20 protein-coding genes are annotated in these 23,131 nt (G+C 40.8%); 17 read left to right on the top strand and 3 right to left on the bottom strand.

The window, feature by feature from the left end; all coding sequences use genetic code 11:
- Window positions 1-3 precede the first annotated feature (3 nt).
- The 6 genes from BK583_RS16580 (at window position 4) to BK583_RS16555 (ending at window position 7,619) form a co-directional block, all read left to right on the top strand.
- Window positions 4-1,284: a TRAP transporter large permease gene (locus BK583_RS16580; protein WP_206698865.1), complete on the top strand. Its 1,281-nt coding sequence runs from the start codon at window positions 4-6 to the stop codon at window positions 1,282-1,284.
- Between the two features lie 83 nt (window positions 1,285-1,367).
- Window positions 1,368-2,192, top strand: coding sequence for a citryl-CoA lyase (locus BK583_RS16575; protein ID WP_055735601.1), 825 nt, complete (start codon window positions 1,368-1,370; stop codon window positions 2,190-2,192).
- Window positions 2,192-3,634: an aldehyde dehydrogenase family protein gene (locus BK583_RS16570; RefSeq protein ID WP_055735720.1), complete on the top strand. Its 1,443-nt coding sequence runs from the start codon at window positions 2,192-2,194 to the stop codon at window positions 3,632-3,634. Before BK583_RS16575 ends, BK583_RS16570 begins: the two co-directional genes overlap by 1 nt.
- 13 nt (window positions 3,635-3,647) lie before the next feature.
- Complete coding sequence (locus BK583_RS16565; protein ID WP_055735602.1) at window positions 3,648-4,640, top strand: zinc-dependent alcohol dehydrogenase; 993 nt, start codon at window positions 3,648-3,650, stop codon at window positions 4,638-4,640.
- A complete protein-coding gene (locus BK583_RS16560; protein WP_055735603.1) occupies window positions 4,640-6,403 on the top strand; it encodes a thiamine pyrophosphate-binding protein in 1,764 nt (587 codons plus the stop codon). The genes BK583_RS16565 and BK583_RS16560 overlap by 1 nt, the downstream gene beginning before the upstream one ends.
- Before the next feature lie 16 nt (window positions 6,404-6,419).
- Window positions 6,420-7,619 carry a CaiB/BaiF CoA transferase family protein gene (locus tag BK583_RS16555; RefSeq protein WP_124741490.1) on the top strand — a complete coding sequence of 400 codons (1,200 nt, stop codon included), beginning with the start codon at window positions 6,420-6,422 and terminating at the stop codon, window positions 7,617-7,619.
- 98 nt (window positions 7,620-7,717) lie between these two features.
- On the opposite strand, the gene BK583_RS16550 is transcribed toward BK583_RS16555, so the two are convergent.
- Entirely contained in the window at window positions 7,718-9,001 is a 1,284-nt protein-coding gene (locus BK583_RS16550; RefSeq protein ID WP_055735604.1) for an ArgE/DapE family deacylase, read from the bottom strand.
- Window positions 9,002-9,101: 100 nt separating this feature from the next.
- Window positions 9,102-10,850 carry a glycoside hydrolase family 13 protein gene (locus BK583_RS16545; protein ID WP_055735605.1) on the bottom strand — a complete coding sequence of 583 codons (1,749 nt, stop codon included), beginning with the start codon at window positions 10,848-10,850 and terminating at the stop codon, window positions 9,102-9,104.
- Between the two features lie 208 nt (window positions 10,851-11,058).
- Here BK583_RS16545 and BK583_RS16540 point away from each other — a divergent pair, with 208 nt between their 5' ends.
- From BK583_RS16540 to BK583_RS16525, 5 genes are all read left to right on the top strand, one after another.
- The gene (locus BK583_RS16540; RefSeq protein ID WP_055735606.1) at window positions 11,059-12,315 is read left to right on the top strand and encodes a sugar ABC transporter substrate-binding protein; all 1,257 of its coding nucleotides are present in this window, start codon (window positions 11,059-11,061) and stop codon (window positions 12,313-12,315) included.
- Window positions 12,312-13,592, top strand: coding sequence for a sugar ABC transporter permease (locus BK583_RS21035; protein WP_055735607.1), 1,281 nt, complete (start codon window positions 12,312-12,314; stop codon window positions 13,590-13,592). The genes BK583_RS16540 and BK583_RS21035 overlap by 4 nt, the downstream gene beginning before the upstream one ends.
- 3 nt (window positions 13,593-13,595) lie before the next feature.
- On the top strand, window positions 13,596-14,438 hold the full coding sequence (locus tag BK583_RS21030) for a sugar ABC transporter permease (RefSeq protein ID WP_035393052.1): 843 nt from the start codon (window positions 13,596-13,598) through the stop codon (window positions 14,436-14,438).
- 77 nt (window positions 14,439-14,515) lie between these two features.
- The gene (locus BK583_RS16530) at window positions 14,516-16,168 is read left to right on the top strand and encodes a glycoside hydrolase family 13 protein (protein WP_055735608.1); all 1,653 of its coding nucleotides are present in this window, start codon (window positions 14,516-14,518) and stop codon (window positions 16,166-16,168) included.
- Between the two features lie 38 nt (window positions 16,169-16,206).
- Window positions 16,207-17,247, top strand: a complete 1,041-nt coding sequence (locus BK583_RS16525) for a LacI family DNA-binding transcriptional regulator (protein ID WP_055735609.1) — start codon at window positions 16,207-16,209, stop codon at window positions 17,245-17,247.
- 16 nt (window positions 17,248-17,263) lie between these two features.
- Here BK583_RS16525 and spoIIP read toward each other — a convergent pair whose 3' ends face one another.
- Window positions 17,264-18,355, bottom strand: coding sequence for a stage II sporulation protein P (gene spoIIP, locus BK583_RS16520; protein WP_055735610.1), 1,092 nt, complete (start codon window positions 18,353-18,355; stop codon window positions 17,264-17,266).
- Window positions 18,356-18,514: 159 nt separating this feature from the next.
- Here spoIIP and BK583_RS16515 point away from each other — a divergent pair, with 159 nt between their 5' ends.
- From BK583_RS16515 to BK583_RS16490, 6 genes are all read left to right on the top strand, one after another.
- The gene (locus BK583_RS16515; RefSeq protein ID WP_055735611.1) at window positions 18,515-19,861 is read left to right on the top strand and encodes a TrkH family potassium uptake protein; all 1,347 of its coding nucleotides are present in this window, start codon (window positions 18,515-18,517) and stop codon (window positions 19,859-19,861) included.
- 15 nt (window positions 19,862-19,876) lie between these two features.
- The gene (locus BK583_RS16510) at window positions 19,877-20,542 is read left to right on the top strand and encodes a potassium channel family protein (RefSeq protein WP_055735612.1); all 666 of its coding nucleotides are present in this window, start codon (window positions 19,877-19,879) and stop codon (window positions 20,540-20,542) included.
- A 98-nt stretch (window positions 20,543-20,640) separates the two neighbouring features.
- On the top strand, window positions 20,641-20,817 hold the full coding sequence (locus BK583_RS16505; RefSeq protein ID WP_055735613.1) for a helix-turn-helix transcriptional regulator: 177 nt from the start codon (window positions 20,641-20,643) through the stop codon (window positions 20,815-20,817).
- A complete protein-coding gene (locus BK583_RS16500) occupies window positions 20,818-21,210 on the top strand; it encodes a hypothetical protein (protein ID WP_055735614.1) in 393 nt (130 codons plus the stop codon).
- Window positions 21,211-21,372: 162 nt separating this feature from the next.
- Window positions 21,373-22,527 (top strand): DUF418 domain-containing protein, encoded by a 1,155-nt coding sequence (locus BK583_RS16495; RefSeq protein WP_055735615.1) that lies wholly within the window; start codon window positions 21,373-21,375, stop codon window positions 22,525-22,527.
- 112 nt (window positions 22,528-22,639) lie between these two features.
- On the top strand, window positions 22,640-23,092 hold the full coding sequence (locus BK583_RS16490) for a GNAT family N-acetyltransferase (protein ID WP_169789531.1): 453 nt from the start codon (window positions 22,640-22,642) through the stop codon (window positions 23,090-23,092).
- Window positions 23,093-23,131: the final 39 nt, after the last annotated feature.

Below are 23,131 nucleotides of genomic sequence, written 5' to 3'. Positions count from 1 at the left end.
GGGATGATCGTGACGGCAGTGGTTTTATTTGGTAGTTTTGCAAGTTTGCTCGTTCTAAGTGCTCCAATCGGCATTGCGCTCATCTTAGCTTCATTACTTGCTTTAGTAGTAGCCGGAAATATGCCATTTGAGTTTGCTATCCAAAGTTTTATAACAGCCATCGATTCCTTTCCGATTATGGCTGTACCGTTTTTTATTTTGGCTGGAGAACTTATGGCTAAAGGAGGATTGTCACGACGGCTATTTGTGCTTGCAAAAACACTTGTCGGTAATTTCACCGGCGGATTTGCCATGGCTGCGGTGATAACGTGTCTTTTCTTCTCCGCAATTTCTGGTTCTGGACCGGCAACGGTAGCTGCTGTAGGTGGGATTATGATTCCAGCAATGATTGAAATGGGGTATGATAGACGGTTCGCAACAGCTCTGATCGCTGCCGCCGGTGCACTTGGTGTCATTCTGCCGCCGAGCATTCCGTTAATTGTTTATGGTGTGACCAGTGGTGTTTCTGTAGGAGACTTGTTTATTGCGGCGGTGATCCCAGGACTTATCGTCACAATTAGTTTAGTCATCTACTCGTTTCTCTATGCAAAAGTAAAGGGACATAAGGGGTCAAAAGAAGGCTTCTCAATGAAAGAAGTAGGAAGAGCGTTTTGGGATGCGAAATGGGCTTTACTTGTCCCGTTTATTATTCTTGGTGGGATTTATAGTGGCTTTTTCACCCCAACAGAGGCAGCTGCTGTAGCTGTTGTCTATGGCTTATTAGCTGGATTCTTCCTTTACAAAGAATTAAAGTGGCATCAACTATTTGCTATTTTAAGAAATTCAGCGCTAACAACGGCAACGATCCTCTTTATTATAGCTGCAGCGACGGTGTTTGGACGAGTGATGACCATTGAACAAATGCCAGGGCAAATTGCTTCCAGTATTCTTAGTATTTCCGATAACCAACTCATCATTATCTTGTTGATTACTGCGATGTTGCTAGTAGTCGGGACCGTAATGGATACAACGGCAGCAATTATTATTTTTACTCCTCTTCTGGTACCAGTAGGAATGGAGTTAGGTTATGATCCGATTCATTTCGCCATGCTCGTTGTTTTGAATTTAGCAATTGGCTTTATTACACCACCAATCGGTGTCAATTTGTTTGTAGCATCGAGTCTTTCAAATCTATCCATCGTCACTGTATCAAAAGCAGCTCTACCATTTGTCTGTATTTTAATTTTTAATTTACTGCTAGTCATTTTCATACCACAGCTCTCATTGTTTTTGCTAGATCGATAGTGGAACAAACGAAAGATGGTATGATACACTTATACTTGTATACAAGTATAATCTAAAAATTTAGTAAAAAAGGTTGTGAGGATATGGCAGGACGGAGCGCATTAGAAACGTATAAAAAAGGTGGCGCTTGGTGGGAAACGGAGATTAGCGATTGTAAGAAAAACAGCATTATCATTAGAGGCAAAAGAGTAGAAGACTTAATTGGAAATGTGACCTACAGCCAAATGCTCTATTTTCTTCTGGTCGGTGAAGAGTTAAGCGAACGTAAAGCTACATTGTTTGAAAGCGTTCTTGTTGCTGGCTCTGATCATGGTCCGCGTGCGCCATCCATTGCAGCAGCGAGAATGGCTGCTACATGTGGCGTTACATTTAATTCGGCAGTTGCGACAGGGATAAATATGCTTGGTGATGTGCATGGTGGTGCGGTGGAAGGGGCTATGTCCATTTTGTATGCTACAAAGGAGGCAGTTGACGAAGGACGGGGAAGCGTTACAGAAGAGCTAGATCGACTTTTACAAGCAGGAAAAAAACTGCCCGGCTTTGGACATCAATTGCATGATGACGATCCGAGGGTGAAGCGACTTATTGAATTGTCTCAATTATTGATTGAGGAAGGTGATATTTCAGGGGTGTACTTACGCTTGTTAGAAGACTTCCGTCAAATCATATCTCATCGAAAGAAACGTACCCTTACGATTAACGTTGATGGTATTTCAGCAGCCATTCAGTGTGAGCTAGGTGTACCATCTGAAGCAGCAAAAGGAATTTTTGCTTTATCAAGAGGCATGGGAATTGTTGCTCATGCGTATGAGGAATTACAAAAAGGCATGTTAATAAAAGGACCTTGTCCGAATGGAGAAGCTCTTGTGCGCTATACAGGTAAGAGCGCAAGGGAGGAAGGAGAATGATGACAGTGAAATCTGCACAGTCGTTTATAGATGGACAATGGGGTGCGACCTTAGAAGATCAAGGTGTAGAAGTAAGAAGCCCTTATTCAAACGAATTAATTGGCTATCAATACGAGACAAATGAACAGGGCGTAGAAGAAGCACTTGCTTCGGCATTTCGATATAAGAATGAGTTGAAGAAACTAGAAGCCGTTGATCGTTCTGCCATTCTTTATAAAGCGGCAACGTTAATGGAAGAGCGTCAAGAAGCGTTTGCTCAATTAATTTCTTTAGAAGTAGGAAAAGCGTTAAAAAATACCCGAGATGAAGTGGGGCGTTCAATAGAAACCCTCATTCAGTCAGCAGAAGAAGCAAAGCGCCAGTTTGGTGAAACGATTCCAGGCGGTGCATCTTCAAGAGGGAAAGGTTCGACTGCGCTTACATTCCGTGTGCCAGTTGGGGTGATAGCAGCAATTACGCCATTTAACGCACCGTTAAATTTAATTTGCCACAAAATTGGTCCAAGCTTTGCTGCAGGCAACGTAACTATATTAAAACCTGCACCACAAGCACCTTTTATTGCGAAAGCATTTGTAGAGCTACTGCTTGAAGCTGGTATGCCGAGTAAAGCCATTCAAATGGTGCTCGGGGGGAGAGAAATAGGCGAAATCATTGTTGCCGACTCTCGAACAAATCTTGTTTCGTTCACAGGTAGTGTGCCTGCAGGCCAACAAATTAGTAAGCTAGCTGGGATGAAAAAAGTGTTAGTAGAACTTGGTGGAAATGCTGGCACGATTGTCCACGAAGATGCGGATATAGAGCGGGCAGCAACCCTTGCAACAAAAACTGCTTTTAGTAACTCAGGTCAAAGTTGTATTTCTGTGCAGCGTGTCTATGTACATGAATCGGTCTTCCAGAAATTTAGCGAAAAGGTAAAAGAAAAAACAGAAGCTCTTCATGTAGGAGATCCTCTTGAGGAGAAAACGGATATCGGCTGTGTTGTATCAAAGGAAACAGCTAAACGTATTACGAGCTGGGTAAAGGAGGCTGTTGCTGACGGTGCTGATATTCTTTACGGTGGGTCTGCAAATGGAGCACAGGTACAACCGACGATTCTTGTCAATCCAAAGAAAGAAAGCAAAGTAGTTTGCCAAGAAGTCTTCGGCCCGGTGGTTAGTTTAATACCTTATCGTGACGTAGAGTGGGCCATTCATGAGGTTAATGAGTCAGCGTTCGGTTTGCAAGCGGGGGTGTTTACCCAGTCGTTAACAGTTGTAAGAAAAGTTGTTCAAACCCTTGATATGGGAGGCATCGTCGTAAATGGAACCTCAAATTTCCGTTTGGATCATTGGCCGTATGGAGGCGTTAAGCAGAGCGGAATCGGTCGGGAGGGTCCTCGCTTTGCCATTGAAGAAATGAGTGAAACGAAGATGGTTGTTCTACAAGATTTTTTAACACTATAAGGAGAGATGTACGTTGAAAGAGATCTACTTAGATCAACCACAAGTCATGCACGTTCGCGATGCTTTGCCACTTCCGTTATTACAAGATGGAGAAGTCAGAATAAAACTCCTTTATGGAGGCATTTGTGGATCGGATCTATCTGTTTTTAAAGGGAGATTACCGCACGCCCAGTATCCATTGCGTCCCGGTCATGAGGTAGTCGGTGAGGTAATAGAAAGTCGAGCAAGCCATATAAACGAAGGTAAGCGTGTCGTGATTACGCCAAACACGTTTTGCGGAAAGTGTGAGTTTTGTTTAAAAGGGAAGCCGAATATTTGTCTAGAGAAACAGTCAATTGGTATTACATGTGACGGTGGATTTGCAGAAGAGCTCCATATTCATTCTCGTTATTGCCTACCCATACCTGATGAATTATCAAATGAAGCTGCTGTTCTCATCGAGCCTTTATCCGTCATTGTCCATGGTATGAAACAAATTACAATTCAGCCAAGTATGAGCGTACTAGTTGTCGGGTGTGGTACGGAAGGGTTACTTGCAGCTGCCTTAGCAAGACATGTTGGTGGAGAAGTGACAGCAATTGATATAAATGCAAGCAAGTTAGCTATGTTAAGAAGCTTTCATGATATAACGCTAGGTCATCCAATGGATATAGCGGGCAACCAATATGATGTTGTTATTGAAGCAGCTGGAACGAAACAATCAGTAGAATCGTGCTTCTCGCTTTTGAAGCCTGGAGGTGAGCTATTGCTCATTGGCATTACGCCAGAAGCAACAATACCAGTAGCGCAAGTTGTAAGAAAAGAGCAAAAAATAGTCGGAAGCATTATTTATGAATTTCCAACTGATTTCCAAACAAGCGTGACGTATCTTCTGGACGAACAGTTTGATCCAACGGTCTTTATATCAAAAATAAAACCGTTTTATGAATATGAAGAAGCGTATCAGATGGCGTTAAGCGGGAATTACGCCAAAATCGTATTACAATTTAAAGGAGCTGCTGTCTAATGAAGAAACTAGTATCTGAACAACTTGTAACGTATTTAGAGAGTCGTGGTGTAGAGTACGTTTTTGGTTTATGTGGACATACGAATATTGCCGTTTTAGCTGAACTTGATAAGAGTCCCATTACATTTATTAATGTGCGCCACGAACAAATTGCGTCTCACGCGGCTGATGGTTATGCACGAGCAAAGCGGGAAACATCTGTGGTTCTCAGTCACTTAGGTCCGGGCTTAACAAATGCGGCTACAGGTGTAGCCAATGCTGCCCTTGATTCCATTCCGATGGTCGTTATTGCCGGAGATGTGCCTAGTCATTACTACGGCAAGCATCCACATCAAGAGGTGAATATGCATGCTGATGGCGCACAATGGGAGATTTATCGACCGTTCGTTAAGCGTGCATGGCGTGTGGATCGGGAAGACTTATTCCCGGAAATTATTCAAAAAGCATTCCAACTAGCAGAAAGTGGTCGACCTGGACCTGTTCTAGTATCGGTACCGATGGACATCTTCTCAAAAGAAGTTGATGAAGAGAAGTTTGCTCTATTAAAGCACCACACTCAAGTGGTTGAGAAACCTGCATTAGATGAAGAAACGGCTGAACGGATTGTTGAAACGTTAGCCAATGCAGAACGTCCTGTTATTTATGCAGGTGGAGGCGTGGTTTTATCCCAAGCGGAAGAAGAGTTAAGAGAATTTGTTGAGCATATGAATATTCCAGTTGCCCACTCGTTAATGGGGAAAGGTGTTTTACCTGATGACCATCCGTTAACAGTAGGGATGACAGGTTTTTGGGGAACGACATTTATTAATGATCAAACAAAGAATGCGGACTACTTATTTGGTGTGGGGACACGTTTTTCAGAAGCAGATTCAAGCTCTTGGTATCAGAATGTCACGTTCAATTTTCCGAAAACAAAATTAATCCATATCGATATTGATCCAAGTGAGATTGGCCGAAATTATCCAGTCGAAATTGGTGCAGTAGCAGATTTGAAGCGTGCTCTTGTTGCTTTGAATCGAGTTGCGAAACAATTGTATCCAAATGGAATGGATCGCAATGAGAAGCTAAAAGAAGACATTCAAGAATATCGAAAGTCATTACGCGCTTCAATTCATGAAAATGTAACCAGCGATGCTTTCCCAATGAAACCGGAACGAATTTTAGCTGATGTACGTGAAGTGTTACCACGAGATGCTTATATTACAACAGACGTCGGTTGGAATAAAAATGGTGTTGGACAGCAGTTTCCAATTTATACACCAGGCTCGATTCTAACGCCAGGTGGCTATGCAACAATGGGATTTGGATCTGCCGCCGCACTAGGAGCGAAACTTGCACAACCAAATAAAGTAGTTGTTTCCCTTATTGGCGATGGTGGATTTGGTCAAAATCCGTCTTTGCTTGCAACAGCTGTAGAAGAGAAGATCCCTGTTGTATGGGTGGTCATGAATAATAGCGCATACGGAACGATTGCTGGTTTAGAGATGGCACATTATGACACAACATACGGCACGTTGTTTAAGAAAGACGGCGAGAGCTACACACCTAATTTTGCCGAAATCGCAAAAGGCTTTGGTGTAAAAGGAGTAAAAATCACGTCTGCCGCTGAATTTAAGCATGAACTGAAGGCTGCGATTAAAGTAAACGAACCAGTCGTTCTTGATGTAGCAATGCGGAACGAGCCAGTACCAACTGATGGACAATGGAACATTAATGATATTTATTCACCTAATAGTGAAAAGTCCCACGTCAGTATTCCATAAAGTAATAGAGGAGTGTATGAGAATGAGAACACCATTAGAGGGCGTTAAAGTACTTGACGTCTCCACAATGATTGCCGCTCCTTATGGAACTGCCCTACTTGGAGACTTTGGAGCTGATGTGTTAAAAGTGGAGATTCCAGGCAGAGGAGACACATCGAGAAGTGTGGGACCCTTTAAAGGGGATGAACCGCTTCGATGGCCTGGCTTGTCACGTAATAAGAAATCGTTAACTCTTGATCTTCATCAAGAAGAAGGAGTAAGGATTTTAAAGAAGTTAGCTGTAACGCATGATATTCTCGTTGAAAATTTTCGACCGGGAACATTAGAGAAATGGGGAGTTGGCTATGATGTGCTGAAAGAACTAAACCCAAACTTAATTATGATTCGGGTTTCTGGGTATGGGCAAACAGGTCCTTACAAGAGTAAAGCTGGATTTGGAACACCTGCGACGGCGTTTAGTGGGTATACGTATTTACAAGGATTCACTGATCGACATCCAGTTAGTCCTCCTTTTTCATTAACCGATTACATTTGTGGAATATATGTAGCGTTTGCCGCGGTAACCGCTCTTTATCACCGTGATGCCCACGAAAACGGGGAAGGACAAATGGTTGATATTGCCCTTTACGAGACCGTTTTTCGGATGATGGAATTTCTTATAGCAGAATATGACCAGCTAGAGAAAGTACGTGAGCGTGCGCCTGGATTGGCAGGTCATTCTTCCCCCTCTGGCACGTTCCAAACGAAGGACGGTCACTGGGTTGTCCTCGTAACAAGTACAGATACAACGTTTAACCGTTTGGCAAAAGCGATGGATCGTGAAGATATGCTAACAGATCCGCGCTATCATACGAATGCCTGTAGACTAGAACATAACGATGAAACGAACGGAATTGTGGAAAAGTGGATTCAAGCGCAGGAGCGAGAATCCTTGCTTGAAAAACTGGACCATTTCGGTGTTCCAATAAGTCCCGTTATGAGTATTGCTGATATAGTTGAAAATGAACAGTATAAAGCGAGAGAGAACATTGTCGAAGTAAAGCATCCTCGTTTAGGTTCAATTAAAGTACCAGGCATTGTACCGAAGTTTGAAAAAACACCGGGGAGTATTCGATCCATTGCACCAGACCTTGGTGAAAATAATGAAAGTGTTTTACTGGAGCTTGGTTTTTCTAAAGAAGACATTAAAACGTTAGAACAAAAAAACGTGATTTAACGAATACCTTCTTTATTTACTAACGGCAGCTTAAAACTGTACACATTTAAGGGTTTACGAAAAACAGGATGTGCGCCATTAGGGCCCATCCTGTTTTATTATTTTTTTTCAACGCCACACCAATTAGCTAAAAAAGTGGCATACACTTTTGTCACATCTTTTATGCTGTTTAAATCAACCCATTCATTGACTTCGTGAAATTGACCGCCAACCGGTCCATAACAAATCGTATCGATGTCGTAATAAAGCTGAAAGTGGCGTGCGTCTGTTGTAGACGGAAGTGTACGTCGCGTTGGTTTCGTTTTTGTCACACGTTCGTGAGCGGCATCCAGTTCTTGAAACAATGGAGAAGTGTCATCGCTTAACGTACCTTCGGCATGAAAGCCGTAGAAGTCAATAGTTGGTGGATTTTCTTTAAACCATATGTCATTCTTCGTCTCTTGCTTAATCCAGTCGAGTAATTCTTGTTTTCGTTCACTAATCTGTTCCCCGGGTAGTAAAGCGACGCGTCCTTCTATCGTGGCATGTACCGGTTCATTTGAAGCGAAATCGCCAGCTGTTACTTTACCAATATTTAAATCGATTGGATTATCTTGATCGGAAAAGGCAAGATGAGAGCGAGTTTGGTTCAAATAGCGTTCAAATGCCATTAGCGAAGATGTAATGGTATGAAGTTTTTCAATAACGTTTGTTTGGGTTTGCTTATATTCATCTTTTTTTATGGTACGTAAAGAAATTTCAAACCAAAGCGCTCCCACTTGACCAACAGATGCTTGTAAGCCAAACGGTTCTGGGATAAGCGCAGCATCGGCAGTATAGCCAGCTTCGAGGGCTGCTAAAGCACCATTTCCTGTGCGCTCTTCATCAGGAACGACTTGGATCATAAAGTCATTTTTAGGCATATAGCCACATTCAATAACAGCACGATAGGCAAAAATCATAGCGGCAATGCCGCCTTTCATGTCCGCACTTCCCCGCCCGTAAAGGCGTCCGTCTTTTTCAAATGGTTCCCAAGGTGAAGAATCCCATTCTGTGGCAGGTTCAGCACTGACAACATCAGCATGCCCTTGGAAAATAAGGGTTTTCCCTTCTGAGGGGTTAATTCCTTTATGGGTACCAATAACAATATCACTGTACTCATATGTCCACTTTGGTGGAGAGTAACCGGGATGTTTTTCAATCTGTTGAATGGCTGGTGTAAATCGATCAACCTGTAATTTTAATTTCGTCGTTAAATAATCCGCTAAAAAGAGCTGTAAGCGGTGTTCTTTTCCACTTAAAGAAGGGAAGCGAATCATTGTTTTTAAAAATTCAAGCTCTTCTTGCCATAACTCCTCCACTTTGTGGTTAAGTTGTTCGTGTAGTGAACGCGAATCGACCATTTCAGTTAGTATCCCCTTTATATTTGAACGTTATCATTTGTTTCATACGTGTAAAAAAACTTGCCAGCGCATTCATACGCTTGGCAAGTTAATAAAGCAATTATGATGTGCGCTTTAATTGTAACACGCGGAAGCTTTCTTGTTCTAATAAGAAGGTGGTCGAACAAGCTTTTTCAGTAAAAAGATCCATCCATTGCTCTTGGTTTTCCTTAGGAAGTGTAATCGACTTGGTTGCTAAACTACGGTTGAATACGAAATATAAGGTTTCATCAGCTGTAGATGTTTGATAGTGAAGTACTGCTGGGTCGTCAGATTGATGAAAGAAAAGCTCGTCATACGTGCCAAATGCAGGATGATGTTTTCGTAATGCGATCAGTTGTGTTAGAAAAGCAAGCATGTCTTTGTCTTGCTTTGCTTCATCCCATATCATGCAAGCCCGACAGCCTGGGTCGTTTTCTCCAGCCATGCCAATCTCATCTCCATAGTAAATACAAGGGGAGCCAGGGAATGAAAATAAAAGGGCGTACTGTAGCTTCACTAACGCTTTATTTTCTTTGCTCGTCGTTAAGATTCGTGCTGTATCATGACTGTCGAGCATATTAAATTGAACGGCGTTGACGGACGCTGGGTAGCTCATTAAATGTTTGGTTAACGCAACTTGTGCGTCGTGACTTGATTGTTGGTGTAAAGCATATCCCTGTATGGCATCCGTTAAAGGATAGTTCATAACTGCATCAAATTGATCCCCTTGTAACCACGGACTTGATTGATGCCAAATTTCCCCGAGAATATAAACGTCTTTTTTCAAATTCTTTACTTCGTTTCGAAACGAACGCCATAAATCATGATCAACTTCATTGGCAACATCCAGTCTCCATCCATCAATATCAAACTCTTCAACCCAATACGTTGCCACTTTCAAGAGATATTGTCGCACATCTGGGTGTTTCGTGTTTAATTTAGGCATAGAGGATACAAACGCAAATGTCTCATAGTTAGGACGGTCTCCATCTGGTTGAAGTGGGAGCTCAAAAGGATGGAACCAGTCTTTGTAACGCGAGTTTTCCCCGTGCTGTAACACATCTTGAAATGGGGCAAAATAATACCCACTATGATTAAAAACGGCGTCAAGCATCACGCGAATGCCTCGTTTGTGACTTTCTTGAATAAGTGTGCGGAGCGTGTCTTCATCGCCAAAGTGAGGATCAATAGATAAGTAATCAATCGTATCGTATTTATGATTTGAAAACGCTTCAAAAATAGGCGTGAAGTAAATACCCGTAATACCTAGTTGCTGTAAGTAATCTAGATGCTGAATAACGCCGTCTAAGTCACCGCCAAAGAAGGTGTCTGGTTTTGGTGGTTCACTCCCCCATGGTAATGTCGTATCTGGATCGCGAGAAGGGTTTCCATTTGCATAACGTTCAGGGAAAATTTGATACCAGACTGTGTTTTGTACCCATGGAGGGGGTGAAAAAACTTCTGTATCATGTGCATAAGGAAGACAGAAATAGGCAGAAATCTCGGCAGGACGCTCGGTATAAAACCCACGTTCTGTATAGAATAAAGTCTCTGTCTCTGTTTTAATTCTAAATCCGTAGCGCATACGAGAATACGGCATAGAAACGCTCGAAGACCAATAATCATACAGGTCATCGGTTTGAAGAAGCTTCATTTCTGTTTGTGTTGCTTGCCAGCTACCGTCTTTCCAATCGTAAGGATCTCCGTGAATAATAGTCACGTTTACACTTTCCCCTTTTGGCGTTTGTATTCGAATAATCGCTTCATGAGACGACGCTAAATAAAGGTGGTGGTGTTGCTGTGTATGAATAATGCCAGCTCGATTCATCCTATACCTCCTGCTTGTTTTTAGTAAATCATATAGTTGATTTAGGATCTGTGTCAATCTTTTTTGCAAACGATTTCCTAATAGAAAATTTATATATTGCCTATTGGTGAAATTAGCCGTATACTATGGATGTAAATTGATATGTAAACGGTTTAACTTTTTATGCAAACGTTTGCCTTTGTTAACGATAGAGTAGGGGGGATTTAAGATGAAAAAATGGCAGTATCCAATTAGTGCAATAGCAGTTCTTGCCTTGTTCAGTGCATGTGGTCCTGATCGAGAAGGGGTTTTGGAAGAGCTTGAAACGGAACCAGCTACAGAAGAAAATAAACCAGAATCACTTCATATATGGGTTAATGATGATGAACGTGAACTTGTTGCCTATCGCGAAATTGGTGATAATTTTGAAGAAGAGACAGGAATCGAAGTGCGAATTACCCCTTTTGGTATGGGTGATCAATTAGAAGCAATGTCGCTAGATGCACCTGCTGGCGGAGGACCTGATTTATTTTATCAGCCAAACGATATGGTTGGAAGTATCACACTTCAAGGGTTGGCAGCTGATATCGAGTTGACTCCTGAGCAAGAAGCTGGTTATTTAGAAGGAACATTGGATGCGCTTACGTATGAAGGGGAGCTTGCTGGCGTTCCTGCTGCTGTGGAGACCTATGCTTTGTTTTATAATACAGATATTCTTTCCGAACCACCTACAACGATAGAAGAGCTCGAAGCCATAGGGGAGGAATATACAAATGCAGGAACAAATGAATTCGGTTTTCTATTAGAGTCGAAGGAGATGTACTTTGCTTATCCATTCTACGATGCATACGGGGGGTACATTTTTGCTGAAGATGGTGGCGATTACGATACCCTTGATTTAGGCTTAGCCAACGATGGTGCCGTTGAAGGTGGAGAAGTCTTGCAACGGTTTCACCAAGAAGGGTATTTGCCTCAAAATCTCAATGCAGATATTTTAAACGGATTGTTTCTAGATGGTAGCGTTGGAGCAGTCTTTTCAGGGCCATGGAATATTGCTGAATACGGAGAAAATCTTGGAGATTCATTAAAAACAGCTCCACTTCCAACGGTTAATGGAAATCCGATGCGCTCACTTGGCGGTGTAAAAGCGTGGATGGTTAATGGGTATAGTGATCACATTAGTTGGGCAACAGAATTAGCTGTATTTATGACAAATGATGAAAGCGCTCAAATTTTCTTTGAGCATAAAAGGGAGATTCCAGCACGAGCAGAAGTGAACCTAGATGATGAGCTTTATGAGGGGTTCCAAGAACAGTTAGAACATGCTTATTTCATGCCTAATGTTCCAGAGGTTTCAGCGGTTTGGGGGCCAATGGGGGATGCGAATGTTTTTATATCTCAAGGACATGATGTAAGAGAAGTATTAGAAGAAACTGTGGATCTAATTAATGATGAAATACAAATTATGGGGGCTGGTCGAGAATGAAAGAAGTAGCGCCGATGAAAAATCACAACCCCAAACTAGCTGGCATTCTGTCTATTGTGCCTGGCATTGGACAACTATATAATCGTCAATGGTTAAAGGGGAGTTTACTTCTCCTTATTACGGCTGCGTTTATTTTTGTGTTTTACGATATTTTTAATATGGGCTTTTGGGGGTTATTTACCCTCGGCACATTAGATGGCGTCGATGATTCTCGGGTTTTAATTGGACAAGGAATAGTCGCTGTCTTTCTAACGGTATTTGCAGCAATTATGGTGTTGTTAACGATGAAAGATGCTCGTCGTGTCGCGAAGATGCGAGTGGAAGGAGAAGCGATTCCGTCTTTACGTGAGAGAACGAAGCATTCCTGGGATAAAGGATTTCCGTACTTACTTGTATTGCCAGGCTTAGCATTACTATTACTCGCGGTGGTATTTCCGCTTCTTTATATGATTATACTTGCGTTTACGGATTACAATTTGTTCAATTCCCCACCGAGAAATGTTTTGAATTGGGTTGGTTTTCAAAACTTTATTGATCTAGCAACGATTCCAATTTGGCGTCAAACGTTTATCTCAGTACTATCGTGGACGATCGTTTGGACCGTTGTGGCAACCACTCTTCAAATTGCACTTGCGCTTTTTCTTGCAGTGATTGTGAATGATAAGCGTATTAAGTATAAAAAACTTATCCGTACCGTACTTATTTTACCTTGGGCTGTCCCGAGTTTCGTTACGATTCTTATCTTTGCTGCTATGTTTAATGATGGATTTGGTGCTATTAACAGCGATCTTTTTGTGCCATTGTTTGACTTTGCAGTGCCGTGGTTGTCTGATCCTTTCTACACGAGAATTGCGTTAATTATGATTCAAGTGTGGCTCGGCTTTCCATTTGTTTTTGCACTCTTTACTGGTATTTTACAAAGTGTATCTGATGACTGGTATGAAGCAGCTGATATGGATGGAGCAAGTCGTGTACAGAAGTTTCGGTTTATCACGCTACCACACGTCCTATTTGCAACAGCGCCACTATTAATTATGCAGTATGCTGGTAACTTTAATAACTTTAATCTTATTTATCTATTTAATGAGGGTGGACCACCAGTACGAGGGCAAAGTGCAGGAAGCACCGACATTTTAATTTCGTGGGTGTACAGCCTTGCATTTGAAAACTCTCAATATAGTATGGCTGCAGCAATCTCCATTATTATTGGAATTCTCGTCGCGCTTTTTGCCGTCTTCCAATTCCGTCGCAGCGCGTCATTCAAGGAGGACAGATAAACCATGAATCTTAAAACAAAGTCTAAAATCGAAGTCTTTCTTATGTATGCGTTTATCTTCTTTATGTTCGTAATTATTGCATACCCTTTACTATGGACGATTGGTTTATCCCTTAGTCCAGGAACGAATATCTATGGAGCAAGTTTGTTACCGGAAAATTGGTCATTAGAGAATTATCGTTGGTTATTTTTTGATGAACAAAGTCAATACACAACATGGTATATGAACTCGTTGTTTGTTGCTACGATTACATCCATTTTATCAACCATTGTTGTTTGTTTTACGGCTTATGCGTTTTCACGCTATCAATTCGTCGGCAAGAAAAACGGTTTGTATCTGTTCCTTGTGTTGCAAATCTTCCCAGTAATTATGGCCATGGTAGCCATTTATGTATTGTTAAATACAATTGGGTTGCTTGACAGTTTATGGGGATTAATCCTTATCTATGTTGGTGGGTCCATACCGATGAATGCGTTCTTAGTAAAAGGTTACTTTGATACATTACCAAAAGAATTGGATGAATCAGCTAAGCTGGATGGTGCAGGGCATTTTCGGATTTTCTTCCAAATTGTTTTACCACTTGCCAAGCCCATTTTAGCGGTTGTTGCTTTATTTAACTTTATGAATCCTTTAATGGACTTTATTTTACCTAGAATTGTTTTAAGAAGTCCGGAAAATTATACATTAGCACTCGGTTTGTTTAATTTCGTAAGCGATCAATTTGCAACAAACTTTACCCGATTTGCGGCTGGAGCGGTATTAATCGCTGTACCGATTTCCATCGTATTCTTATTCTTACAGCGCTATCTGATTTCTGGACTAGCGTCAGGTGCAACAAAAGGATAATAAAAATTCAAGAAGGTGCAGAATGATTTTGCACCTTTTTCTACAGAAAGAGAGAAAGTAGATAGGAGTCGATTAACATGTCCAAGCAATGGTGGAAAGAAGCTGTATGCTATCAAGTATATCCTCGTAGTTTCTATGATGCGAATGGAGACGGAATAGGAGATTTAAGAGGTGTCATTGAAAAACTAGATTATTTGCAGTGGATGGGAATTGATGTTATTTGGATGAGTCCAATGTATGACTCGCCCAATGATGACAATGGCTATGACATTCGAAATTACAAAGAAATTATGGCAGAGTTCGGAACAATGGCTGACTTTGATGAGTTGCTAGAGCAAGTGCATGCGAGAGGGATGAAACTTATCATTGATCTTGTCATCAATCATACGTCTGATGAGCACGAATGGTTTGTAGAATCTCGTTCTTCAAAAGAAAGTGAAAAAAGAGACTGGTATATTTGGCGTGACGCAAAGGAAGATGGAAGTGAGCCAAATAACTGGGCGTCCATCTTTAATGGATCTGCTTGGCAGTGGGACGAAAAAACAGAGCAATATTACATGCATATTTTCTCCACAAAACAGCCTGATGTAAACTGGGAAAACAAAGATGTGCGCACAGCTCTTTATGAGACGATGAACTGGTGGATGGATAAAGGAATTGATGGTTTCCGTGTTGATGCAATTAGCCATATTAAAAAAGTAGACGGTTTCCCGGACCTACCAAACCCAAATGAAGAGCGCTATGTAGAATCCTTCGATGGTCATATGAATCGTCCAGGTATTCATGATTATTTGCAAGAAATGAAAGAAAACACACTTGATCATTACGATGTTTTTACAGTTGGTGAAGCAAATGGCGTTCGAATGGAAAATCCTGAAGACGTGGCAGCATGGGTTGGGGAGCAAAACGGTGTTTTTAATATGGTGTTTCAATTTGAACATCTTGGACTATGGAACAAAGAGAATGAACAGAAGTTAGATGTTCCTGCTGTGAAAGAAGCACTGTCTAAGTGGCAATATGGTCTTGAAGGTGTTGGCTGGAACGCTTTGTTTATTGAAAATCATGATCAGACTCGGGTTGTATCTTCTTGGGGAAATGATCAGGAATATTGGAAACGCTGTGCAAAAGCGCTTGGTACCATGTATTTCTTCATGAAAGGCACACCGTTTATTTATCAAGGTCAAGAGATTGGAATGACGAATGTTCAATTTGAATCAATTGATGAATACGATGACGTGTCCATGCGTAACTATTATAAACAAGAAATTGAAAAAGGGGTTCCGCATGAAGACATTATGCACGTGATTTGGGAATCGGGACGTGATAATTCTCGGACGCCGTTGCAATGGAATGCATCAAAAAACGGGGGTTTTAGTTCAGCCGATCAAACGTGGATGAAAGTAAACCCAAATTATAAAACCAATAATATTGAAAGTCAGCAGGACGACCCAGACTCCATCTTGCACTACTATGTGAAAATGATTGAAGTTCGTAAACAATTTGATACACTAGTATATGGAAACTATCAACTGCTTAAGACGGCAGATCATATAGTTGCGTATAGTCGAACAAGTCAAGATGAAACATTTTATGTAGTCGTTAATTTATCGGAGAAGGAGCAACCTTTTTCTACCATTAAGAATGCTGAACTTGTTTTATCAAACGTAGATACAGAAGTGAGTGATACACTTAAGCCGTATGAAGCCCGTGTGTTTCGTACAAAGAACTAAGTGTCACAGCTGGACAATGATAAAAGGGATGAAGTCTAGTGAGTACAATTAAAGATGTTGCAAAGTTAGCAGGCGTGGCACCGTCAACCGTTTCTAGGGTGATTGCCGATAGTCCGAAAATAAGTAAACGAACAAAAGAGAGAGTCAAAGAGATAATGGATGAATTAGGTTATTATCCTAATGTTCATGCCCGCAATCTCGTAAATAAAGAAACGAATGTCATTGGTGTTATTATGCCAAGTGCATCCTACGCTCCTTTTCAAAATCCTTTTTTTCCAGAGGTGTTGCGAGGTATTACAGCGCAAGCGAATAAAGATAAATATGGCTTATATTTATCAACTGGACAAACAGAAGAAGGGATTATGGAGGAAGTAAAGGAAATGGTATATAGCCGTCGTGTTGACGGTATTATCTTATTGTACTCTACTACATCTGATCCAATTATTCCTTTCTTACTTAGAGAGAAATTTCCATTTGTTGTGATCGGTCGTCCACCAGAAGACTATGCAGACGTTGTCTCTTATGTAAATAACGATAATGTGAAAGCGGCTAAAATGCTAACTGAGTATGTGTTGCTATTAAAACATGAACGCATTGGCTTTATTGGTGGAAGAAAAGATGCATATGTCACACTTGATCATAAGCATGGATACGAGCAAGCACTAAAGACAGCTGGTATTGATATAAATCCGATGTACTTTGTTTATCATGATGAAGTGTTTGAAGGTGGGGAACAAGCCGTTATCGAATTAATGGCACAAGCAACACCACCGTCAGCTCTTGTTGTAGCAGATGATCTTATGGCTCTAGGTGTCTTGCGAATGTTAACGAGTATGGGCTACCGTGTACCAGAGGATATATCTGTTGTCAGCTTCAACAATGTACTCATGTCAGAGCTTTCGGCACCACCATTAACAACCATGGACATCTTTATTTATGAATTAGGCTTTCAAGCGGCAACCCTTGTTCGGGAACAAATTGCCTCACCACCATTGGATGCTCAAGCTAGAATTGTCGGACATAAGCTCGTTCGCCGTTCATCAACAAGTAGAAGAATAACAAAAGAAAGCACGCTTTAAACGGCGTGCTTTCTTTTTATTCACCCATTGTCTCTTTGTAATAATCAGCTAACAAATCTGCTACGGCATCAGCGCTTCGTAAGCTTTCTTCCATTGTATTATCGACTCCACCAAACTCGATCAGCATAGCAGTATTGGCTAAGTCTTGATTGTAAATACCATTCCCCTGTGATTTGTCTTTTGTAAATACGCCACGACTTAAGCCGGGATAGGCTTCTTCAATGCGGTTATGAAGTTCTGTTGCGGCAGCTAGTTGAGCATCTGAATTCGCGTGTGCCGTTCCGACAACGAAAAGAATACGGGCGAAGGTTTCATTGTTAATGGTCACTGCTGTGAGATCACGACGAGCAGAGTCGCGATGAAAATCAAGCAGTAAATCGTATTGCTGTGTCTCTAGTTTACCCTCGATTATCTGACGAGAAGCCGAATAATAATTGGTCATACTACGCTCTTGCATGTAGGCATTCATATTGGTTTTGTCTACATCAGCAACAATTCCATGGGTGGAGAGCCTGTCCGCAAAATGTTTCCCAACGTTAATGATGTTTAAATCAGGATTGCTGGAAATGGCTTGATCCGCATTTTCTGCACCTTCTAATCCTAATTCTGGTAAAAATGATTCATAGCTGTGTGTATGATAGATGAAAACAGATGGATCGGTATGTTCAGATTCTTGTTCAGGCGATTCTTCTTCATTTGTATGTTCTTTTGCGAGTTCTGCTAATGCTTCTTCAGGGGGCAACGTTTCTCTTGGCATATTGGTAACATCTGTTCCTTGTCCCGCAACAGCAATGGTTGTATCAAATGCCGCCATAGCTGGAATCCCTTGTGAAAGCAATGAAAGAGGATGACTGAAGTCTAAACTTGTTGCGGTTGATACCATAACGTTACTTAACGATTTTGCTTTAAATTCAGGAGGGAGTGCTTCTTTAAAAATAGGATGTTCAAGTGAAATTAAATGGAGTAAATCAACGCCTTCTAAAGGCGATACAATCGTATTCAGTCCACGGTTATACCAGGTTTGATTTGTTGCTAGAATGCTAATAATAAGAAGTGTGGATAGAAGCATAATAGAAATACTTCCTAACCATTTAACGACTACGTTCACAACACAATCACCTTCCTCTACTTTACTCTATGAAACTAACAATTAAATTAGCACAAAATAAAAAGAGAAGAGGCATTGGAAAATTTTTATTGCATTCCTGATAGGTTAAGCCTAGTATAAGACGTATCTTTTAACGTGAACGAGAATAAGGAGTCTATAATGAACCGAAAAAAGAGTAATCCCTTTCGTGTAATTCTCTTCGCTTATTTACTTTCCATGTTCGTGTTTAGTGTTCTGTTTTATTTGCCGGTGTTTCATGAACCTGGTGTTTCGTTGACGTATCGTGATGCATTATTTACGTCTGTTAGTGCAGTGAGTGTAACGGGACTAGTGACCATTAATGTGGTCGAAACGTTTAACTGGGGTGGGATACTCGTACTATCTCTTGCTATACAACTAGGTGGAATTGGTATTATGACACTTGCCACTTTTGCATGGATGATGCTAGGAAAACGAATTAACCTTTCACAGCGTTTGCTGATCATTGTCGACCAAAACCGAGTACAAAACCAGTTTTCGGGTCTTGTTCGTCTAATGAGCAGTCTTATAGTTATTGCACTATGTATTGAAGGAGCAGGCGCTCTTATATTAGGGACCTACTATTTACGTTTCTTTGACGAACCCTTTGAAGCTTACTTACAAGGTGCCTTTGCCTCGTTAAGTGCTTTTACAAACGCTGGTTTTGATGTAACAGGTCAATCGCTAGCTCCATTTGTGGATGATTACTTTGTTCAATGTATAACTATTTTACTTGTTTTTGCAGGTTCAATTGGTTTTCCAGTTATTTTAGAATGTATTGAATACATAAAGAGCCGAAAACGCACATTTAAATTTAGCTTATTTACGAAACTAACGACAACAACGTATTTTCTTGTGTTCTTAATTGGAGCCTTTGGGATCTGGTTTTTAGAGAGAGACTTAGCGTTTGCTACCTTAAGCTGGCACGAACAGTTATCACAAGCGGTCTTTTTTTCGGCAACAACAAGAAGTGCAGGTCTATCCACAGTTGATTTAGCTGCATTTCACATCCCTGTTCTCTTATTTATGTCACTATTAATGATAATTGGAGCGAGCCCATCAAGTGTTGGTGGAGGTATTCGAACAACGACGCTAGCGGTTATGGCCCTTACATTACGAAGCTTTGCCATGGGAAAAAAACATGTGCACGTATTTGGCCGGAGAATTCATGAAGAAGACCAACAAAAGTCATTCGTGGTGCTATCCATTTTTGCGGGTCTTTTGTTTCTAGCCATTTTGCTTATTATGGCTTTTGAACAAGACACACAGGTTACACTACTGCAAGTCTTAGTTGAAACGGCTTCGGCATTTGGAACGTGTGGCTTATCTTTAGGGATCACATCTGAGTTGTCTTTACCAAGTCAAGTTGTATTAATGGTCTTAATGGTAATTGGACGAGTGGGAATTATCGCCGTGCTATTTTCATTTAGAGGCGATAGAAAAGGGGAACACTATCAATATTCTACAGAACGGATTTTAATTGGATAATAAGGAAAGGTGTGGATGGAGTTGCGAAAAAAACAATTTCTAGTCATTGGTCTCGGTCGATTTGGAACGAGCGTATCAAGAGAGCTCTATAAACATGGGCATGATGTTGTTGTCGTTGATTCAGATGAAGAACGAGTAGAAGATGCAGACGGATTTACAAGCCGAGCCATTATCGCTGATACCACCCATGAAAAAACGTTGCGCTCTCTTGAGCCGGAAAGTTACGACGCCGTCATTGTTGCCATTGGAGATCATATTCAAGAGAGTATTTTAACGACTCTTTTGTTGAAAGAACTAGGCGTTCAGAAGTTATGGGTAAAAGCACGTAACCAACAACACCATCGCGTCCTTGAGAAAATTGGCGCAGATCGCATTATTCATCCGGAGCTTGATATGGGGATACGCATTGCTCACAGCTTAGATTCCGATAAAGTCATAGATTATGTGGAAATTTCGGTTGACCATAGCATTGTCGAACTTGTCGCCACAAAAAAAATCGCTGGAAAAACGTTGGCAAAATTAAATATACGTAAGCGCTACAAGTGTAATGTGCTTGGCATAAAATCAGGCGAAAACCTGACCATTACGCCAATGCCGGACGATATGCTGAGCGCAGGAGATGTGTTGATTGTTTTAGGAGGCAATCGTGATTTGAAAAAGCTTGAATCCGATTTGTTATAAGGTGGGGCGAGAAAAAAAGAAAGACATTCGATAGTGGATGTCTTTTTGATTGTCGTTTACTAACTTGGGAAGGACATTGATTTGAATGCCACCTTGTATTGCGAGGAAACTACGGTTTAACCCAAGATGAGTTAGCAGATCAATTAGATGTTTCAAGGCAAACGATTATTTCATTGGAGAAAGAACGCTATAATCCTTCTATCACGTTGGCATTCAAACTGTCACGTATCTTTAGCTGTACGATTGAAGATATTTTTATTTATGAGGAGGACTAAATGATGGAGAAAAAAAGAAAAGTAAAGGAAAACCAACTACTGTTTTTCATTACTGGTCTCTTTTTAACTGGAGTTGCCATTTACATCATGATTGATCCACTACTCCATCGTCAATTTACGATGGCAGTGGCATTAATGGCGTTAGGGATGAATCAGCTATTGATGGTTTACCTATCCCCTCACTTATTCCCAAAGGATGAACGGGCAAAAACAATAATAGGAAAATCGATGGTGGTGAATTATTTCGTTCTCTTCAGTAGCATCTTTTTGTTATTTTTTGTAGCCGGATTTAGTGAGATTCATTGGGACGCCCAACAAGTCTTAGTCTTTTTAGCGTCTATTTTGTTGGTAACGATTCCATCGACGATGGTTTTTTATGCAAGACGAATCTAAGTAGGGCTAATGAAAGTCTTCCTGAAAGCACACTAGTTGTGACAGCTGTCATGTGAATGAAGTGACATCGATGAATAGGGAATCAAGTGAAACATTTGTAAACTAAGATCAGCGACATCGTGTAGAGTGAAGTACAAATAAACGGTGTGCAAGGAGCTTAGGATGGAACAAAGTGAAAAGCGAATTCGTTTGATAGACGTCTTAAGAGGTTTTGCCATTATTGGCACATTAGGAACGAATATTTGGTTGTTTGCGCAACCGGGAAATCTTCTTGGTGTCTTTGTAAACGCAAATTGGTGGGAGGATATACAGTCTTTCTTACAGGCGTCTCTTTCTGTGTTTGTAAATGGGAAGTTTCTAAGTCTGCTGACAATTTTATTTGGAATAGGCCTAGAGTTAAAATACCGTAAAACAAAAAGAGACGAATTACCATGGATACCGTTGTATCTATGGACGATGGCTCTCCTCTTTATTGATGGTTTTTTGCACTTTGTTTTTGTTTTTGAGTACGATGTGCTCATGAGTTACGCCCTCACAGGAGGAATCGTAGCGTTCATGATAAGTAAGCGTGAAAAGCTTCTAAAGAAGATAATGATGATAACCGGATTCATTCATCTTTTTGGTGTGGTGTTGGTGTCGATTCTCTGGTTTTTTATTTTAAAAGATGATTCATTTCTTTTTGAAATGGAGCGTATGGGTGAAGAGATAAGCTCAGTCTATCAGAATCAATCCTATTGGCAACAAGTCCGCTATCGTGTGGGTCATTTTATAGGATTGCGAGCGGAAGCCATTCTGATTCTTTTTATGAATATCACACTGTATTTAGTTGGCATTCACTTGTATCGCGCAGGTGCTTTTTTAAACAATGAACGTGGAAGAGTCATCCGTAAGAAACTAATGATCTATGGTTTGGGGATAGGAATACCCTTAAATTTATTGGCGCTTGTGTCAGGTGGTTATTTTGACCTTGCGACGAGGTATATCTTTGCCCCTGTTTTAGCATTAGGTTATATTGGACTGTTTGCTTGGGTTCTTCATAAAAAGATGGTCCCGTGGATCATGAAGCGGTTTGAAGCTATAGGAAAAACAGCATTAAGCTGTTATATTTTACAAAACATTGTCGCATCTCTTATGTTTTATGGTTGGGGTTTCAATCTTGCCCCCGTTTCTTCTGTCTATGTTGTGCTTCTATGTTGGTTGTTCATAACAATAATTATGATGGTAGCAGCAGAGCTGTTTGTTACATATTTAGGAACGGGACCTTTGGAGTATGTATGGAAAAAACTATCGTCTGCTCCGTTTAAAAATAGAGATTAGCCCTCAGTAAAAAGTAACGTAATCACGTTTCTATTATCGCGTGCAGTAAGGTTGCATAGGGGGAGAGCAAAGAATGAGGATCTTGTGATTTCATGAAAACGATACAGAGGAAGTGGTTTCGCTCTTTTATGAAACCGTTCATTCTGTTAATGCAAGAGACTATTCACGAGAGCAAGTAGAGGCTTGGGCGGCATTAGAGGATATAAGTGAAAGAATAAACCTGTGGAAAAGGTCATTAAATGAAAACCTAACGTTTGTTGTAAAAGTAAACGATCGAATCGTCGGCTTTGCTGATCTAACGTTTAAGGGTTACTTAAACCGATTGTTTGTTCATAAAGAGTATCAAAGACAAGGGATAGCATCTCTACTAGTTGATAAACTTGAGAGGGAAGCAAAGGGATTAAAGCTGCAAGCAATTGAAACAGAGTCTAGTATAACAGCAAAGGTATTTTTTACACATAGAGGCTACGTGACTGTTCGCCAACAAACCGTTGAACGAAAAGGTGTGAATCTAACAAATTTTAAAATGAGAAAAGAACTAAGTGCGACTTCGTTTCATGAATAATCATGAATCGGAAAGCATTTTTTACTAGTGGATGGAAAG

It is taken from the genome of Shouchella oshimensis, from assembly GCF_002019765.1.
Lineage (GTDB): Bacteria > Bacillota > Bacilli > Bacillales > Bacillaceae_D > Shouchella > Shouchella oshimensis.
This window is presented reverse-complemented; position numbering and strand designations above follow the sequence as displayed.